This window comes from Enterobacter cloacae complex sp. P2B (genome assembly GCF_014895985.1).
Lineage (GTDB): Bacteria > Pseudomonadota > Gammaproteobacteria > Enterobacterales > Enterobacteriaceae > Enterobacter > Enterobacter bugandensis.
In genome coordinates this window covers 98709-115433 of sequence record NZ_JADBQQ010000018.1, presented here as the reverse complement: position 1 = coordinate 115433, position 16725 = coordinate 98709, and the positions used below count along the sequence as shown (strand labels likewise).

18 protein-coding genes, 1 pseudogene and 1 riboswitch are annotated in these 16725 nt (G+C 54.2%); of the genes and pseudogenes, 9 read left to right on the top strand and 10 right to left on the bottom strand.

Translation table 11 applies throughout. The features are described from left to right. Positions 1–3 precede the first annotated feature (3 nt). Complete coding sequence (locus tag IM313_RS16435; RefSeq protein WP_008500497.1) at positions 4–186, bottom strand: YoaH family protein; 183 nt, start codon at positions 184–186, stop codon at positions 4–6. Between the two features lie 61 nt (positions 187–247). On the opposite strand from IM313_RS16435, the gene pabB reads away from it, so the two are divergent. From pabB to sdaA, 3 genes are all read left to right on the top strand, one after another. Then, a complete protein-coding gene (gene pabB, locus IM313_RS16430; protein WP_048998671.1) occupies positions 248–1576 on the top strand; it encodes an aminodeoxychorismate synthase component 1 in 1329 nt (442 codons plus the stop codon). 2 nt (positions 1577–1578) lie between these two features. Further along, positions 1579–2157 (top strand): CoA pyrophosphatase, encoded by a 579-nt coding sequence (locus IM313_RS16425; RefSeq protein WP_028013530.1) that lies wholly within the window; start codon positions 1579–1581, stop codon positions 2155–2157. A 184-nt stretch (positions 2158–2341) separates the two neighbouring features. After that, complete coding sequence (sdaA, locus tag IM313_RS16420) at positions 2342–3706, top strand: L-serine ammonia-lyase (protein WP_028013531.1); 1365 nt, start codon at positions 2342–2344, stop codon at positions 3704–3706. Between the two features lie 238 nt (positions 3707–3944). Here the strand turns inward: sdaA and yoaE are convergent, their stop codons facing one another. After that, positions 3945–5504, bottom strand: a complete 1560-nt coding sequence (gene yoaE, locus IM313_RS16415) for a CNNM family cation transport protein YoaE (RefSeq protein ID WP_028013532.1) — start codon at positions 5502–5504, stop codon at positions 3945–3947. 462 nt (positions 5505–5966) lie between these two features. On the opposite strand from yoaE, the gene manX reads away from it, so the two are divergent. The 5 genes from manX (at position 5967) to mntP (ending at position 10126) form a co-directional block, all read left to right on the top strand. Then, the gene (manX, locus tag IM313_RS16410) at positions 5967–6935 is read left to right on the top strand and encodes a PTS mannose transporter subunit IIAB (RefSeq protein ID WP_028013533.1); all 969 of its coding nucleotides are present in this window, start codon (positions 5967–5969) and stop codon (positions 6933–6935) included. A 47-nt stretch (positions 6936–6982) separates the two neighbouring features. Beyond that, positions 6983–7783, top strand: a complete 801-nt coding sequence (gene manY / locus IM313_RS16405) for a PTS mannose transporter subunit IIC (RefSeq protein ID WP_003859914.1) — start codon at positions 6983–6985, stop codon at positions 7781–7783. Positions 7784–7795: 12 nt separating this feature from the next. After that, positions 7796–8647, top strand: coding sequence for a PTS mannose transporter subunit IID (locus tag IM313_RS16400; protein WP_006810994.1), 852 nt, complete (start codon positions 7796–7798; stop codon positions 8645–8647). Between the two features lie 54 nt (positions 8648–8701). After that, positions 8702–9160: a DUF986 family protein gene (locus IM313_RS16395; protein ID WP_048998664.1), complete on the top strand. Its 459-nt coding sequence runs from the start codon at positions 8702–8704 to the stop codon at positions 9158–9160. Positions 9161–9358: 198 nt separating this feature from the next. Beyond that, positions 9359–9549, top strand: a riboswitch (yybP-ykoY riboswitch). 10 nt (positions 9550–9559) lie between these two features. Further along, on the top strand, positions 9560–10126 hold the full coding sequence (mntP, locus tag IM313_RS16390) for a manganese efflux pump MntP (RefSeq protein WP_041911997.1): 567 nt from the start codon (positions 9560–9562) through the stop codon (positions 10124–10126). Here the strand turns inward: mntP and rlmA are convergent. The 7 genes and pseudogenes from rlmA to mgrB form a co-directional block, all read right to left on the bottom strand. Further along, positions 10123–10938, bottom strand: a complete 816-nt coding sequence (gene rlmA, locus IM313_RS16385; RefSeq protein WP_048998663.1) for a 23S rRNA (guanine(745)-N(1))-methyltransferase — start codon at positions 10936–10938, stop codon at positions 10123–10125. The genes mntP and rlmA overlap by 4 nt on opposite strands. A gap of 67 nt (positions 10939–11005) precedes the next feature. Next, the gene (gene ftsI / locus IM313_RS16380) at positions 11006–12724 is read right to left on the bottom strand and encodes a peptidoglycan glycosyltransferase FtsI (RefSeq protein ID WP_028013537.1); all 1719 of its coding nucleotides are present in this window, start codon (positions 12722–12724) and stop codon (positions 11006–11008) included. A gap of 217 nt (positions 12725–12941) precedes the next feature. Continuing rightward, on the bottom strand, positions 12942–13151 hold the full coding sequence (gene cspE, locus IM313_RS16375) for a transcription antiterminator/RNA stability regulator CspE (RefSeq protein ID WP_001062678.1): 210 nt from the start codon (positions 13149–13151) through the stop codon (positions 12942–12944). A gap of 13 nt (positions 13152–13164) precedes the next feature. Then, positions 13165–13309 (bottom strand): annotated as a pseudogene (locus tag IM313_RS16370) (DUF2627 domain-containing protein). Between the two features lie 524 nt (positions 13310–13833). Further along, positions 13834–14823 (bottom strand): MBL fold metallo-hydrolase, encoded by a 990-nt coding sequence (locus IM313_RS16365; RefSeq protein ID WP_075206584.1) that lies wholly within the window; start codon positions 14821–14823, stop codon positions 13834–13836. A gap of 23 nt (positions 14824–14846) precedes the next feature. Beyond that, positions 14847–15137 carry a YebO family protein gene (locus tag IM313_RS16360; RefSeq protein WP_047364849.1) on the bottom strand — a complete coding sequence of 97 codons (291 nt, stop codon included), beginning with the start codon at positions 15135–15137 and terminating at the stop codon, positions 14847–14849. Positions 15138–15211: 74 nt separating this feature from the next. Continuing rightward, a complete protein-coding gene (mgrB, locus tag IM313_RS16355) occupies positions 15212–15355 on the bottom strand; it encodes a PhoP/PhoQ regulator MgrB (RefSeq protein WP_006175995.1) in 144 nt (47 codons plus the stop codon). Between the two features lie 159 nt (positions 15356–15514). Here mgrB and IM313_RS16350 point away from each other — a divergent pair, with 159 nt between their 5' ends. Next, positions 15515–15754 carry a YobH family protein gene (locus IM313_RS16350; protein WP_041909477.1) on the top strand — a complete coding sequence of 80 codons (240 nt, stop codon included), beginning with the start codon at positions 15515–15517 and terminating at the stop codon, positions 15752–15754. 66 nt (positions 15755–15820) lie between these two features. On the opposite strand, the gene kdgR is transcribed toward IM313_RS16350, so the two are convergent. Further along, entirely contained in the window at positions 15821–16612 is a 792-nt protein-coding gene (gene kdgR / locus IM313_RS16345) for a DNA-binding transcriptional regulator KdgR (protein WP_014884288.1), read from the bottom strand. Between the last annotated feature and the right edge of the window lie 113 nt (positions 16613–16725).

Genomic DNA, 16725 nt, shown 5'->3' with positions numbered 1-16725 from the left:
CGATTACTCTTCATCTTCATCCTCAAAACGCGCCACGATCCGCTCGCCGGTATGGGTGGCGCGCAGCTCCTCCGCCACCTGGGAAATCGCCTGTCCGCTGCTCATCCCCTGGGACATCAGTTCCTGAATTCGCTCAACCGCTTTCTGCTGCTGTTCATGGCTCAGAGAAGGTAAACCTGCAAACATCGTCAACTCCTGCTAAATTATTCGCGCTAATTATTTCACGCTGCCCGGTAGTATGCCATACATGAACATGCGCTTCCCCACTGTTGTTACCTTACCCTGGCGCGCTGACGCCGCTGAGTTCTGGTTTGCCCGTCTGAGCCATCTTCCTTTTGCCATGCTGCTGCACTCCGGCCATGCGGATCACCCGTACAGCCGCTTCGATATTCTGGTGGCCGATCCCCTGAAAACGCTGACGACCGACGATCTGTCGACGACGGACGATCCGCTGATGCAGCTTCAGCAGGAAATCAACGCGCTGGGCTTATCCGCTACCCCTAACCTGGACCTGCCCTTCCAGGGCGGCGCGCTGGGCCTGTTTGGCTACGATTTGGGTCGCCGCTTCGAGGTGCTGCCCGAGCATGCGCAGGCGGATATTGCCCTGCCGGACATGGCCGTGGGGCTGTATGACTGGGCGTTGATTGTGGACCACCAGAAAAAAAGGGTCTCCCTGCTGAGCCATGATGACGTGCAGGCGCGTCTGGCCTGGCTTGAGGCACAACAGCCTGCTCCAGCTGAAGCGTTCACCCTGACCTCCGGCTGGCGCTCGAACATGACCGCGCTGGAATACGCGGAAAAATTCTCCCGCGTGCAGGCCTATCTGCAAAGCGGCGACTGCTATCAGGTTAACCTTGCCCAGCGTTTCCAGGCAGCATACCAGGGGGACGAGTGGCAGGCGTTTACCCGTCTCAATGCCAGCAACAGGGCTCCGTTCAGCGCGTTTGTACGTCTGGAACAGGGGGCCATCCTCAGCCTGTCGCCGGAGCGTTTTATCCATCTGGCGGAAGGGACGATTCAGACCCGCCCGATTAAAGGCACGCTGCCGCGCCTTGCCGATCCGGACGCCGATCGCCAGCAGGCGGAGAAACTCGCCGGGTCACCGAAGGATCGCGCCGAAAACCTGATGATTGTCGACCTGATGCGTAACGATATTGGCCGGGTCGCCGAACCAGGCAGCGTGCGCGTGCCGGAGTTGTTCGTCGTCGAACCTTTCCCGGCAGTGCATCATCTGGTCAGTACCATCACCGCGCGTCTGCCCGCCTCTCGCACCGCCTGCGATCTGCTCCGGGCCGCGTTCCCGGGTGGCTCCATCACCGGTGCGCCAAAAATTCGCGCCATGGAAATCATCGACGAACTGGAACCGCACCGCCGCAACGCCTGGTGCGGCAGCATCGGCTATATCAGCCTGTGCGGCACCATGGATACCAGCATTACCATTCGCACGCTGACGGCCTGCGGCGGCAATCTGTACTGTTCTGCGGGCGGCGGCATTGTGGCGGACAGCCAGGTCGAGGCGGAATATCAGGAAACCTTTGATAAGGTGAACCGCATCCTGAAGCAACTGGAGAACTAACGGTGGAGAAAGAGAACCTGACGCTGGATGATTTTCTGTCGCGCTTTCAGCTGCTACGGCCGCAGGTCAACCGCGCCACGCTGAATCAGCGTCAGGCGGCGGTGCTGATCCCGGTGGTGCGCCGGGAACAGCCGGGCCTGCTGCTTACGCAGCGTTCGCCGCATATGCGCAAACACGCCGGTCAGGTGGCCTTTCCGGGAGGGGCGGTGGACAGCACCGATGCGTCGCTGATTGCCGCCGCGCTGCGGGAAGCGCAGGAGGAGGTGGCGATCCCGCCTGACGCGGTGGAAGTCATCGGCGTGCTGCCGCCCGTCGACAGCGTGACCGGCTTTCAGGTCACCCCGGTAGTCGGCATTATCCCCCCCAATCTTCAGTATCACGCCAGCGTCGACGAAGTCTCTGCGGTGTTTGAGATGCCGCTTGAAGAGGCGCTCCGGCTAAGCCGCTACCATCCGCTGGATATCCATCGCCGGGGGCATGACCATCGGGTCTGGTTGTCCTGGTATCAGCATTATTTTGTCTGGGGCATGACGGCGGGCATCATTCGTGAACTGGCGCTACAAATCGGCCTGAAGCCTTGACTATACTTTACATTCCAGCCTTTTTTGCAGGTTTGCGATCCGCGTCGCGCTATTAGCAAAACCCATCGTTAACCATTAGTTTAATTCATGTGAATAGTTAAGCCGAGGTTGGTGTTCCCTCTTACACTATGCGCAGTTATAACATCGTTACTGGAACCCCGGTAACCCTGTCAGGAGTGTGAAAGTGATTAGTATATTCGACATGTTCAAAGTGGGGATTGGTCCTTCTTCTTCCCACACTGTAGGGCCGATGAAGGCCGGTAAACAGTTCGTCGATGATCTGGTCGAAAAAGGATTACTAGAAAGCGTTACCCGTGTCGCCGTAGACGTTTACGGTTCACTGTCATTAACGGGTAAAGGCCACCACACCGATATCGCCATTATTATGGGTCTGGCGGGCAATATGCCGGACACTGTTGATATTGATGCCATCCCGGCATTCATCCGCGACGTGGAAGCGCGCGGTCGCCTGCTGCTGGCTAACGGTCAGCACGAAGTGGATTTTCCGCAGGATGACGGCATGCGTTTTCGCAGCGACAACCTGCCGCTGCATGAAAACGGCATGACTATCCACGCCTGGAGCGGCGAAAAAGAGATCTACAGCAAAACCTACTACTCCATCGGCGGTGGCTTCATCGTTGACGAAGAGCATTTCGGTAAAGAGAGCGCGGGCGACGTGAACGTGCCCTATCCGTTCAAATCGGCCACCGAGATGCTGGGCTACTGCAAAGAGACCGGTTTGTCGCTGTCCGGCATGGTGATGCAGAACGAGCTGGCGCTGCACAGCAAAAAAGAGATCGAAGACTATTTTGCCAACGTGTGGCAAACCATGCGCGCCTGTATCGATCGCGGGATGAACACCGAAGGCGTACTGCCAGGGCCACTGCGCGTGCCGCGTCGTGCCTCTGCCCTGCGCCGTATGCTGGTGACCACGGACAAATTCTCTAACGACCCGATGAACGTGGTTGACTGGGTGAACATGTTTGCTCTGGCGGTGAACGAAGAGAACGCCGCAGGGGGGCGCGTCGTGACTGCGCCAACCAACGGTGCGTGCGGGATCGTTCCGGCTGTGCTGGCCTACTACGATCACTTTATCGAGCCTGTGACGCCGGATATTTATATCCGTTATTTCCTCGCGGCAGGCGCTATCGGCGCGCTGTACAAGATGAACGCGTCCATTTCAGGCGCTGAAGTGGGCTGTCAGGGTGAAGTAGGCGTGGCCTGCTCCATGGCGGCGGCCGGTCTGGCAGAGCTGCTGGGCGCAAGCCCTGAACAGGTTTGCGTGGCTGCGGAAATTGGCATGGAGCATAACCTCGGTCTGACCTGTGATCCGGTCGCAGGCCAGGTGCAGGTGCCGTGCATTGAGCGTAACGCGATTGCCTCCGTCAAAGCGATTAACGCCTCACGCATGGCGATGCGCCGTACCAGCGAACCACGCGTGTCGCTGGATAAGGTTATCGAAACCATGTACGAAACCGGCAAAGACATGAACGCGAAGTACCGTGAAACGTCGCGCGGCGGTCTGGCCATTAAGGTGCAGTGCGACTAATCCTCTCTTTCGCCCATCCGCAACGGATGGGCGAATTTCTCCCTTCATTCTCGTCTCCTTCTTCTTTCCCCACTACACTTTTACGGTCGCGGCTGCTCGCGCTCGGCCTGACATCAGGCAGCGGCTAAATAGCGAACGGGTTGAGAGAGAAGCAGGCGCGGTAGTAGCCACAATGGCTGGCGGGAAAATCTTCCCCGCCAGAAGATCGTAACGGGCACATCGTACCCGTTAAGCAGACTTATTCGTCTTCGTCGTGTGCAGACTGTTCTTTAACAATGCGGACCAGATCGACGCGGTAGTCGTTAGCTTCAACGATAGTGATGTGCAATGGAGGAAGCTCGATCACATCCCCGACGCGGGGGATCTGACCGTTTACGGCGATAACCAGCCCCGCCACGGTTGCGATGTCTTCTTCATCGTTAACCACGTTTTCCAGCCCCAGCGTATGCGAGAGCGCGTGCAGGTCGGTCGCACCTTTGACCAGCCAGCCTTCGCCGTCGGCCACAATCTCAGGCGTTTCGTCTTCATCCGGGAATTCACCGGCAATCGCTTCAAGCACGTCCAGCGGCGTCACCAGCCCCTGTACCACACCAAACTCGTTGGTGACGATAACAAAGCTACCGCGCGCGCGACGCAATACGCCCAGCAGGTTGATCGGATCCAGCGTTTCCGGTACGACAATCGCTGGCGACGAAGCTGCAATGGCCTCCACGTTGACGCCCTCTTCCAGCGCCACCAGCATCTCTTTCGCCCGAACCACGCCGATGATTTCATCCAGCTCACCGCGGCATACCGGGAACAGGCTGTGCGGAGATGAGAGCAATTGCTGACGAATTTCATCCACGCTCAGGTTTGCATCGACCCAGCTAATTTCCCCGCGCGGCGTCATGATGCCGCGCAGCGAGCGGGAAGCCAGGGAGAGCACGCCGTTAATCATGTAGCGTTCTTCTTCCACAAACGCCCCTTCCGGAACCGGCACCGGGTTACGGTTTTCAGGGTCAGACTGGACGTTCACCTGACGGCGTCCGCCCATCAGGCGCAGAATGGCGTCCGCCGTACGGGCGCGCAGCGGCTGATTTGACTGCTGCTTAATAAAGTTACGGCGCGCAATCTGGTTGAACAGTTCGATCAGGATCGAGAAGCCAATCGCGGCGTACAGGTAGCCTTTCGGAATATGGAAGCCGAAACCTTCCGCCACCAGGCTCAAACCAATCATCAGCAGGAAGCTCAGACAGAGCACGACCACCGTCGGATGCTGGTTGACGAAGCGCGTCAGCGGTTTCGAGGCCAGCAGCATCACCGCCATCGCAATCACGACAGCCGCCATCATCACCGGCAGGTGGTTCACCATACCGACCGCGGTAATCACCGCATCCAGCGAGAAGACTGCATCCAGCACCACAATTTGCAGCACCACGACCCAGAAGCTGGCGTAGCCCTTACCGTGACCATCATCATGCTGCCGGTTCTCCAGCCGTTCATGCAGCTCTGTTGTCGCTTTGAACAGCAGGAATATCCCCCCGATTAGCATGATCAAATCACGGCCGGAGAAGGTGTAATCCATGACGGAGAACAGCGGTTTGGTCAGCGTGACCATCCACGAGATCACGGAGAGCAGCCCCAGTCGCATGACCAGCGCCAGCGAGAGCCCAATCAGACGCGCTTTATCACGCTGTTTTGGCGGCAGCTTATCCGCAAGGATGGCGATAAACACCAGGTTATCAATACCGAGAACGATCTCCAGTACGACCAGCGTGAGCAGTCCCACCCAGATTGACGGGTCCATTAAGAATTCCATGACAAGCTCCTGCTAAAGGAATGACAAAACGGTGCCCCACTCAACGTGGGCAAATAAGAGGCAGACAGAGTTGATACGTGGCGTGGTTCGCCGGTGAAAAAGGCGCGGAATGGCCTGGTAGATGACTGACGTCGGTGACGGTCCATATAGTGGGCTGTAGCCCTATACTCCTGAACAAGTAAACGGAGGCTAAACATATCAGAGAGACTGTGTTTTTAGCAAAGATTTACGTTCCTTTGCAAAGTTCTGTAACACAGCGGCTATACGCTACAGATAATTCTGTAACGCGTGGCTAAATTACGGATCTTCATCACATAAATTATTTTTTCACTATCTAAAATAATTCGCGGAAGTCTTAGTTTTTTGAACTCTAACCCTTATCTGAATCGATTCGGTTCGCCAATACGATTCTCAGTACGTCTGCCCGGCAGGCGTATTAATGATAATAAAAGGAGGTAGCAAGTGACCATTGCTATTGTCATAGGCACACATGGTTGGGCTGCTGAGCAGCTACTCAAAACGGCAGAGATGCTGTTGGGCGAGCAGGAAAACGTCGGCTGGATCGATTTCGTTCCCGGTGAAAATGCCGAGACGCTGATTGAGAAGTACAACGCTCAACTCGCGAAGCTGGATACCAGCAAAGGCGTGCTGTTTCTCGTCGATACATGGGGCGGCAGTCCGTTTAATGCTGCCAGCCGCATTGTCGTCGATAAAGAGCATTATGAAGTCGTCGCCGGGGTAAACATTCCCATGCTGGTGGAAACCTTTATGGCGCGCGACGATAACCCAGGCTTCGATGAGCTGGTCGCGCTGGCCGTTGAAACCGGCCGCGAAGGGGTGAAAGCCCTGAAGGCTCAGCCGGTTGAAAAACCCGCCCCTGCCCCGGCTGCGGCTGCACCGAAAGCAGCAGCACCGGCAAAACCGATGGGACCGAACGATTACATGGTTATCGGCCTGGCGCGTATTGATGACCGTCTGATTCACGGACAGGTTGCGACTCGCTGGACCAAAGAGACCAACGTACAGCGTATCATCGTGGTCAGTGACGAAGTGGCCGCCGACACTGTCCGTAAAACCCTTCTGACTCAGGTTGCACCACCGGGCGTTACCGCGCACGTGGTGGATGTCGCCAAGATGATCCGCGTTTACAACAACCCGAAATATGCGGGTGAACGCGTGATGCTCCTGTTTACTAACCCGACAGACGTCGAGCGCATTGTTGAAGGCGGCGTGAAAATCACCTCCGTGAACATCGGCGGTATGGCTTTCCGTCAGGGCAAAACGCAGGTCAACAACGCGATTTCAGTTGATGCGAAAGATATCGAGGCGTTCAACAAGCTGAATGCTCGCGGTATTGAGCTGGAAGCCCGTAAGGTTTCCACTGACCAGAAACTGAAAATGATGGATTTGATCGGTAAAGTTGGGAAATAAGCCCGCGCCGGTTTTTCACATAAAGCTTATGTTATAGGAGAAGTACAATGGAGATTACCACTCTTCAGATTGTGCTGGTGTTCATCGTCGCGTGTATTGCGGGTATGGAATCCGTACTTGATGAATTTCAGTTCCACCGCCCTCTGGTGGCCTGTACGTTGATCGGTGCCGTTCTGGGTGATATGAAAACCGGTATCATCATCGGTGGTACGCTGGAAATGATCGCCCTGGGCTGGATGAACATCGGTGCCGCCGTTGCGCCTGATGCCGCACTGGCCTCTATCATCTCAACCGTTCTGGTTATTGCCGGTCATCAGAGTATTGGTGCAGGTATTGCCCTTGCCATTCCTCTGGCCGCAGCAGGCCAGGTGCTGACCATCATCGTTCGTACCATCACCGTGGCCTTCCAGCACGCGGCGGATAAGGCGGCCGAGAACGGCAACCTCACGGCACTCTCCTGGATCCACGTGTCGTCCCTGTTCCTGCAGGCGATGCGTATCGCAATCCCGGCGGTTATCGTTGCGATCTCTGTCGGCACCAGTGAAGTTCAGGGCATGCTGAACGCGATTCCTGAAGTGGTCACCAGCGGTCTGAACATCGCGGGCGGTATGATCGTCGTGGTAGGTTACGCGATGGTCATCAACATGATGCGCGCGGGCTACCTGATGCCGTTCTTCTACCTCGGCTTCGTCACCGCAGCATTCACCAACTTCAACCTGGTTGCGCTGGGCGTGATTGGTGCCGTGATGGCGATTCTCTACATCCAGCTCAGCCCAAAATACAACCGTGTTGCGGGTGCCCCAGCGCAGGCTGCTGGTAACAACGATCTCGATAACGAACTGGACTAACAGGTGAGCGAAATGGTTGATATGACAAAAACTACCACCGAGAAAAAACTCACTCCGGGTGATATTCGTGGCGTGTTCATCCGTTCTAACCTGTTTCAGGGTTCATGGAACTTCGAACGTATGCAGGCGCTGGGCTTCTGCTTCTCTATGGTGCCGGCGATAAAACGCCTCTACCCTGAGAACAACGAAGCACGCCGTCAGGCAATTAAGCGTCACCTGGAATTCTTCAACACCCATCCTTACGTCGCGGCTCCGGTTCTGGGCGTGACGCTGGCGATGGAAGAGCAGCGTGCGAACGGCGCGGAGATTGACGATGGTGCCATCAACGGTATCAAAGTCGGTCTGATGGGTCCGCTGGCCGGCGTGGGCGACCCTATCTTCTGGGGTACTGTTCGTCCGGTCTTCGCGGCGCTGGGTGCCGGGATCGCGATGAGCGGCAGCCTGCTCGGTCCTCTGCTGTTCTTTATCCTGTTCAACGCGGTACGTCTGCTGACCCGTTACTACGGCGTGGCCTACGGCTACCGTAAGGGCGTGGACATCGTTAAGGATATGGGCGGCGGCTTCCTGCAGAAACTGACCGAGGGGGCGTCTATTCTCGGCCTGTTTGTGATGGGGGCGCTGGTTAACAAGTGGACGCACGTGAACATCCCGCTGGTGGTTTCAACCATCACCGGTCAGGATGGTCAAACCCGCGTTACCACCGTGCAGACCATCCTCGACCAGCTGATGCCTGGCCTGGTGCCGCTGCTGTTGACCTTCGCCTGTATGTGGCTGCTGCGTAAGAAAGTGAACCCGCTGTGGATCATCGTTGGCTTCTTCGTCATCGGTATCGCGGGCTACGCTGTCGGCCTGCTGGGCCTGTAAAACATTGCGTTATCGACCGGGGGCTTGCCCCCGGTCTTTTTATCTGGAGGATGAATGACTGTTACGGACATCGTACTGGTGTTGTTTATTGTTGCCCTTCTGGCTTACGCGATCTATGACGAATTCATTATGCCTCGCCGTAATGGCGAGACGCTGCTAACCCTTCCCCTCTTACGCCGTGGACGCATTGATGCATTTATCTTCGCCGGCCTGGTGGTCATTCTGATTTACAATAACGTGACCAGCCACGGTGCAATATTAACCACATGGTTATTATGTGCGCTGGCATTAATGGCGATTTACCTGTTCTGGATCCGCTCGCCAAAACTCATTTTTAAAAAACAGGGATTCTTCTTCGCCAACGTATGGATAGAATATAACCGCATTAAAGAGATGAGTTTATCCGAAGACGGCGTGTTAGTGATGCAATTAGAACAGCGCCGCCTGCTCATTCGGGTCAAAAATATTGATGACCTTGAGAAAATCTACAAATTACTCGTTAAAACTCAATAATTTAACATTATAACCTCGGCTATATATTGTAATATTCTTTCGCAAAGAATATAGCCGTTGCTATATCTTCTCTCCTCTTTGACTTATATTTATTAACGATATTTTCACGCATAAACCTAAATGAAAATCGTTATCAAAGACGCAGATAAATTAAGCTTTGCTCGTTGTTGTTTTATATTCTCAAAATATGTTAAGGTTGCGCCCGTCGTTGGGGAGTAGCCGATTTCCTGCACGCAGGAAATGTACGCGTCAACATACTCGTTGAAAAACGTGGCGCGTACGGATCGCTTTCAGCACGCTTACCGTGCAAAAGAGATCAGGCGAGACCATAGATACATCAACTGCTGTTTACTGGGGGCAGTGATGTGTCATATGGATATCCCCGGTCTGGACGCTCTTATGAACATCTCCGCTACGATCCTTCTCGCTTTTGGCATGTCCATGGATGCATTTGCCGCCTCCATCGGCAAAGGCGCCACGCTTCACAAACCTAAATTCACAGAAGCTCTGCGCACCGGTCTGATCTTTGGTGCCATCGAAACGCTGACGCCGCTCATCGGCTGGGGTTTGGGCATGCTCGCCAGCCAGTTCGTGCTGGAGTGGAACCACTGGATTGCGTTCGTCCTGCTGGTGTTTCTCGGAGGCCGAATGATGATTGAAGGTTTTCGCGGGAATGATGATGAAGATGAAGCACCGCTGCACCGCCACGGTTTCTGGCTTCTGGTGACAACCGCTATCGCAACCAGTCTTGACGCCATGGCCGTCGGGGTGGGTCTGGCATTCCTGCAGGTCAATATTATCGCCACCGCGCTGGCCATTGGCTGTGCAACGCTGATTATGTCCACGCTGGGCATGATGGTCGGGCGGTTTATCGGCCCGCTGCTGGGTAAACGCGCCGAGATCTTAGGCGGTATTGTGCTGATCGGCATTGGTGCCCAGATCCTCTGGGCACACTTCGCGCCTTAAGCGTCGCGCTGCCAGACGTGGATACTGAAATCTGTCTGGCAGACAAACGTCGTCCGAGCCGCTAACGCATCCCATACTTCCGGCTTTGCCCGCCACGCGAACGGCGTCATCTGCAGCAGGGCTACCGCTTCTTCCCCGTTCAAATTCATTTCATACGCAACTGAATGCTCCTGCTTCAGCGTAAAGCCTGTCAGCTGTTCAGAGTGTGGGGCATGCAGACGCACCTCGTCGTAAATGAGTCCCTTCAGCTCCATCAGGTGACGCGGACCCGGCGTGACGGTTATCACCCAGCCTCCGGGCTTCACCACGCGCGCCAGCTCATCTGCTTTACACGGCGCGTAGATGCGGATAATGGCATCCATACTGGCATTATCAAACGGCAGCCGGTGGCTGGATGCCACGCAAAACGTCACGCCAGCGTAACGTTTAGCCGCCGCGCGGATCGCCACTTTCGACACGTCAAGACCGAATGTCACGGCCCCCTTCTCCCGCACCACATCCGCAAACCGTGCGGTGTAGTACCCTTCCCCGCAGCCGATATCAAGCATGGCGGACGCCGAATCAGGCAATAAGTCACCCAGCATCTGCGCTACCGTCTCCCGTAGCGGCAGATAGTGCCCGGCATCGAGAAACGCCCTGCGCGCCTGCATCATCTCTGCGCTATCACCCGGATCGCGGGAGCGCTTGTGCTGCACCGGAAGAAGATTCACATACCCTTCTTTCGCCATATCAAACTGATGTCCCTGCGGACAGGCATAACTTTTATCTGAGCGCGTCAGTGACGCGTGGCAAAGGGGACAGCTGAAGGACATGGAAACTCCGGGAGATAAACCAAAGGGCGAAGTGTACCGCTATTCGCCCTGCTATAAAACGGCTGGATTACCGCATGACGATAAGGTGGTCTGAACCGGCCGGCAGGCCATCGGGTTTGATATTCTCCAGGCGCAGCACGTTGCCCATGATTTCGCTGAAGACCGGCGCGGAAACCGCCCCGCCATAGTAGGCCCCGTTTTGAGGATCGTTAATCACTACCACCAGGGCGAAACGCGGGTCGCTGGCAGGCGCAACGCCTGCGGTATAAGCGACGTATTTATCGACATATTTGCCGCTATCATCAATTTTCTTCGCCGTCCCGGTCTTAACCGCCACGCGATAATCGCGAACGGCGGCCTTAACGCCCCCGCCGCCGGGCAGCGCGACGCTTTCCATCATGTGCTCCACTTCATGCGCGATCTCCTCCGGCATGACGCGGTGGCCGATAACCGGGGGATCGATGCGGGTGATGGAGAGTGGACGCTCAAGCCCGAAGCCGCCAATCGTCGCGTAGACGTGGGCAAGCTGGAGCGGTGTGACCATCAGGCCGTAGCCAAAGGCAAAAGTCGCGCGGTCTAGCTGACTCCAGTATTTACGCTGTGGCAACAGCCCGGCGCTTTCGCCCGTTAACCCCAGCCCCGTGTTGGTGCCAAACCCAAAGTTTCGATAGGTATCAATAAGATGCTGGACAGGCATCGCCAGCGAGAGCCGGGATACGCCGGTGTCGCTCGATTTTTGCAGGATCCCGGTCATGGTCAGCTCAGGATAATAACCCACGTCGCGGATACGATGCCCGTCAAGGGTATACGGGTGGGTATCAATGACACTGTCCGGCTGGACCAGCCCCTGCTGCAGAGCCGTCATCAACACCAGCGGCTTAACGGTCGAACCGGGCTCGAACGTATCGCTGATTGCCCGGTTGCGAAAATCGTTTATCGTCGCGCCTTCACGGTTATTGGGATTGAAATCCGGATAGCTCGCCATGGCGAGTATTTCCCCGGTGGGGATATTAATGAGCACCGACGCCCCTGACTCGGCCTTATTCCAGGCGACGGCATTGTCCAGCGCGTCTTCGGTAATGGTTTGCAGCCGCTCGTCAATACTCAACTGGATGTTATGTGCCGGCGTGGGCGCCACTTCCGTCAGGTTTTCAACCACGCGCCCGTAGCGATCCTCCCGGACCTGTCGGACACCCGCTTTACCGGTCAGCTGAGTGTTGAAGCTTTTCTCCACCCCTTCAATGCCCTGCCCGTCAATATTGGTGAAGCCAATCAGGTTCGCCGCCACGTGGCCTGCCGGGTAAAAGCGGCGGGATTCATCGCGCAAATTAATGCCGGGTAAATTGAGCTTATCAATCCACTTCGCCTGAGCAGGATCGACCTGACGCGCCAGGTAGATGAAGCGTCCCTGGGGGTTGGCGTTAATCCGTGATGAAAGGGTGCTCAACGAAAGATGCAGCGCGCTCGCCAGCGCCTGCCAGCGTTCATCAAACCCAACGCCCCCTTTTGCCAGCACCGTTTTTGGATCGGCCCATACGGCCCGGACGGGCACGCTGACCGCCAGCGGTCGGCCTTCACGATCCATAATCATCCCACGCGGCGCATCAATCGCCAGCTGACGGAGGGATCGCATATCTTCCTGCTTCACCAGATTGTCAGGTTTGATGATTTGTAGCCAGGCAACGCGGCCAAGTAAAAAGGCCAGACTGCAGAAAATAGCGAAACAGAGCAGCGCGAAACGCGCCGGCGTGAAATTGCCAGCGGTTAATATCAATTTTTTCTTCACCTGAACCCCAGGGCTGTTAAACAACGCTCTGATTTAACGAGAAAAGATGCGCTTAGGGAGGCGAAACTGTGATACTAACCTCGCAGCTTTGCAACAAGTTGCTAACAAGACCGTAGATAGTAATATTTTGAAAGATAGGGAATAAAAAAGCCCCGCATGATGCGAGGCTTTATGTCTGAGAGTGAAGCGCTATGCGCCCCAGTCAGCAGCGGTTCGATCAGATAGCAGTTACGTTAACTGCAGCTGGGCCTTTCTGGCCGTCCTGAATTTCGAACTCAACGTTCTGGCCTTCGGCCAGAGTTTTGAAGCCGTTACCCTGGATTGCAGAGAAGTGTACGAACACGTCTTTGCTGCCATCAGCAGGAGTAATGAAACCAAAACCTTTAGACTCGTTGAACCACTTAACTTGACCTTTAATCTTTGCCATTTTGCAAAATTCCTTAGAGTGTTTTCTTAGCCCGCAGGCATTAACTGAGATAAAACTGAGACATTACTGCATGAGGCACTAATATAAGGTTCGGCAGAGAAGCGGTATTCAACGACAACGTGTTTACTCAGGACTTCTTTACTGAAAATGCCACACATAAACAGAACTGTACCTCGTTTGACCCAAAACGTGTTATCACACACTATGTTTAATATGGCAAGCCATTTTTAAACATGTCTCGATCCGCCGCACAAATTCGAACACTGTCTGTAAGGAATTGCACAATTATGCGCTTCTCAAACAGACGGCTATACTCCCTTACACAGACTCAACGCTGCTTGCACAACCGCTGTAATCTAAGACTTTTTTAACATAGCTCAATCATTACAATGCGTCCAGCATTCGGGAAAAGAAATCTTTGGCGTTGATTGAGTTAGAACAAATTGTGAAAACTTATGCTTAAATCATTGTAACGTGACCGTATTGTTTCAGCCAAAAAGGATGTTAATAATCCGCACCCTTCTGTATTAAAATCCATCAGGTAATTAGCAGTGTTATGCACCAAAATAATGAAATTTTTATGACTCTGCATCAAAACAAGGCAAGCAAAACGTTTCGATAAAATTAAAATTTTCCTGACGACGAATACATACACAATATACGCAACAATTTATCGCTTCGTTTATAAGGGTAAATACTCGCCAACTTTCAGTATCCTGAAAGTATTATTAACTGGTGCTACATTATCCAGCGCATCAGTTAATTCTTTTATGGGGTCATCCAGCGCTTCATCCGCCAGCTCAAACACGCCCCAGTGAACAGGGAACGCCAGCGGGCAACCTAACTGTTGCCACAGCGCAACGGCAGACTGGGGATCCATATGGTGTACGGCCATAAACCATCGTGGAGCATAGGCGCCAACGGGCAATGCTGCAGCATCAATTTTCCCCAAACGTTCCGGTATCAACAGCAGCTCAGGCGAATAGCCGGTATCACCACTAAACCAGAACCGGTGATGCCGCCCTTCAAAGACCCAGCCGCACCACAATGAGCGATTGCGGTTCCAGAGCGTGCGCATACTCCAGTGCTGCGCCGGTACGGCGGATAATGTTATCCCCTGCCAGGTATAACTCTGCCACCAGTCGAGCTCAACCACCTGTTTTGCGCCCCGGCGGCGAAACCAGCCGCCCAGGCCTAAAGGAACAAACACGCTAACGTCCGGAAAGCGTTTGAGAATGTGGCGAACAGTGAGTTCATCAAGATGATCGTAATGGTTATGCGAGATAACGACCGCGTCAAGCTGGTGCAGCTGATCGACAGAGAGTGCCGGAGGCGTTCTACGCTGCGGCCCTAAGAAAGGAAGTGGAGAAGCGCGCCTTGAAAAAACGGGATCGGTAAGAAGGAAATTGCCGTCCAGCTGCAGCAGGATGCTCGCATGTCCGAGCCACCACGCCCCATCCTGCTGCGGCTGCTGAAGATCGGCCGGTTGCCACCACCGCCGGATAAAGTCATCGTAGCCGAGCGCGGGCGGCTTCGGTAAGCCAGCGGCTTTGCGTTCTTTGCGCCAGCGGTCAAGGTCGCCAGGCTGGTGTCCTGCAGAAGTGGTATTACGAAAACCGTTTGGGGTGTGATGTTTCAGGGAGGGGTCATACCAGGGATTTTTCCAGACCACTGCCACCTCCCGGAATAATACGATTAACGCTCAGCCACCAGGCGGATAAAATCGTCTTGATCGTTGTTCTCGTCAGCGACCGCTTCTTTTTGTGCTTCTTTCTCTTCCGGCTCGTTAGCCTCGCACAGACGACGCAACAGTGCATTCTGCCGTTTTTGCTGCTCAAGCAGCGCTTCCAGCAGTTCGATCTGCTCATTGGTACGTGAACTGGCACGGTTTACGAAAAACCAAATGACCAGCCCCACCAGCAGAACAACCAAAGAGATCGTCAGGGATGCCATATTTAGCAGCCCTGAATTCAGTAACTCACCCATTTCACCACCTCAATAAAAACGTCTATTTTACCACTGGCGCGAAGGAAGGAAATCACCTGAAGAAAAAATGCGTGCTACCACGGAATAAACTTATTGATTGCGCAAACGCCGCTAAAAAACTGTACATCCTGATCGCACATCACGTTGATAGTCTGCGTCCACAATACCACGCACGCTATCAGCACGATAATCAGAATCACCCAGCGTATTTTTTTCACTCCACACTCCGTTTACAGACCTGATATGACCAGGTTATCACGGTTATCTTAAACAAGGACTAACTGTAGCGCCATCAGGCTCTTTTCAGAATCCTGCACTTGTTTCATTACGTAAACCGGTTAGGCTAGCATCATGATAACAATGATAAAGAGGTAATAATGCGCTTAATTATTCGTACAATTGTTGCACTGGCGATACTCTGGATTGGCCTTCTTTTAACGGGTTATGGCGTGCTGGTGGGAAGCACCGAAAACGCCGCAGGGTTAGGCATTCAATGTAAGTATTTAACAGCACAGGGAGTCAGCACGGCGCAGTATCTCCATTCTGATAGCGGGATCATTGGGTTAACCAACTGCCCGGTACTGCGTAAGACCTCCGTCGTGATTGATAATGGCTGAGCCACAGCGTTAACGACGAATAAAAAACGCCGCAAAGATGCGGCGTTTTTTTTATGCTAACCGGGGTTAGAACGGATAGTCGTGGTAACCCATCTGTTCAGAAATCTTACGCGCGGCGGTATGCAGAATAGCCACGTACTCGTGCAGGCGCTCTTCCGAGAAGCGAAGCGTTGGGAAAGAGATGCTCAACCCCGCGATCACGACGCCAAAACGGTCAAACACCGGAACGCCAATACAGCGCAGCCCTTCTTCCTGCTCTTCGTTATCTTCGCCGTACCCTTGCTCACGCACCTTGTCGAGCACCGTTAATAACTCATCGGTGTTAGTAATGGTGCGTTCAGTGCTGCGTTTGTACTCCACGCCATCGAGGATCTGTTTAACTTCTTCACGATCGCGCCACGCCAGCAGAACCTTACCGATTGCCGTGCTGTAAAGCGGGTTGCGACGACCAATGCGCGAATACATACGCAGGTTATACATGGAGTCAATTTTATGGATGTAAACAATACTGTCTTCATCCAGCGCGCCCAGGTGGATAGTCTCTTTGGTCAGGCGGGAGATCTCGCGCATCTGAATATCCGCGCTACGGATCAGATCCACGTTTTGCAAGGCACGGGCACCCAGTTCAAACAGTTTCAGCGTCAGAGAATATTTTTCAGATTCGCCTTCCTGTGCAACGTAACCCAGTGATTTCATGGTTTGCAAAAAGCGGTAAACGGTGCTTTTCGACATCATCACGCGCTGTGACAACTCTGTGATACCAATTTCACGCTCTTCCCCGAGCGCCTGTAAGATGCCAAACACCTTCAGCACGGAAGAAACTGAATCTGGCTGTTTATCCAAATCCGCAATTGCCATTTACCACCTCATAGAGAGTGTTTTATAAAAATCAGAACCGGTTTTTATTATAAATTCCCGTCATGTTACCTGCAATCAATCTGCGTTTACTTCGTTACAAATCTGCGACATAA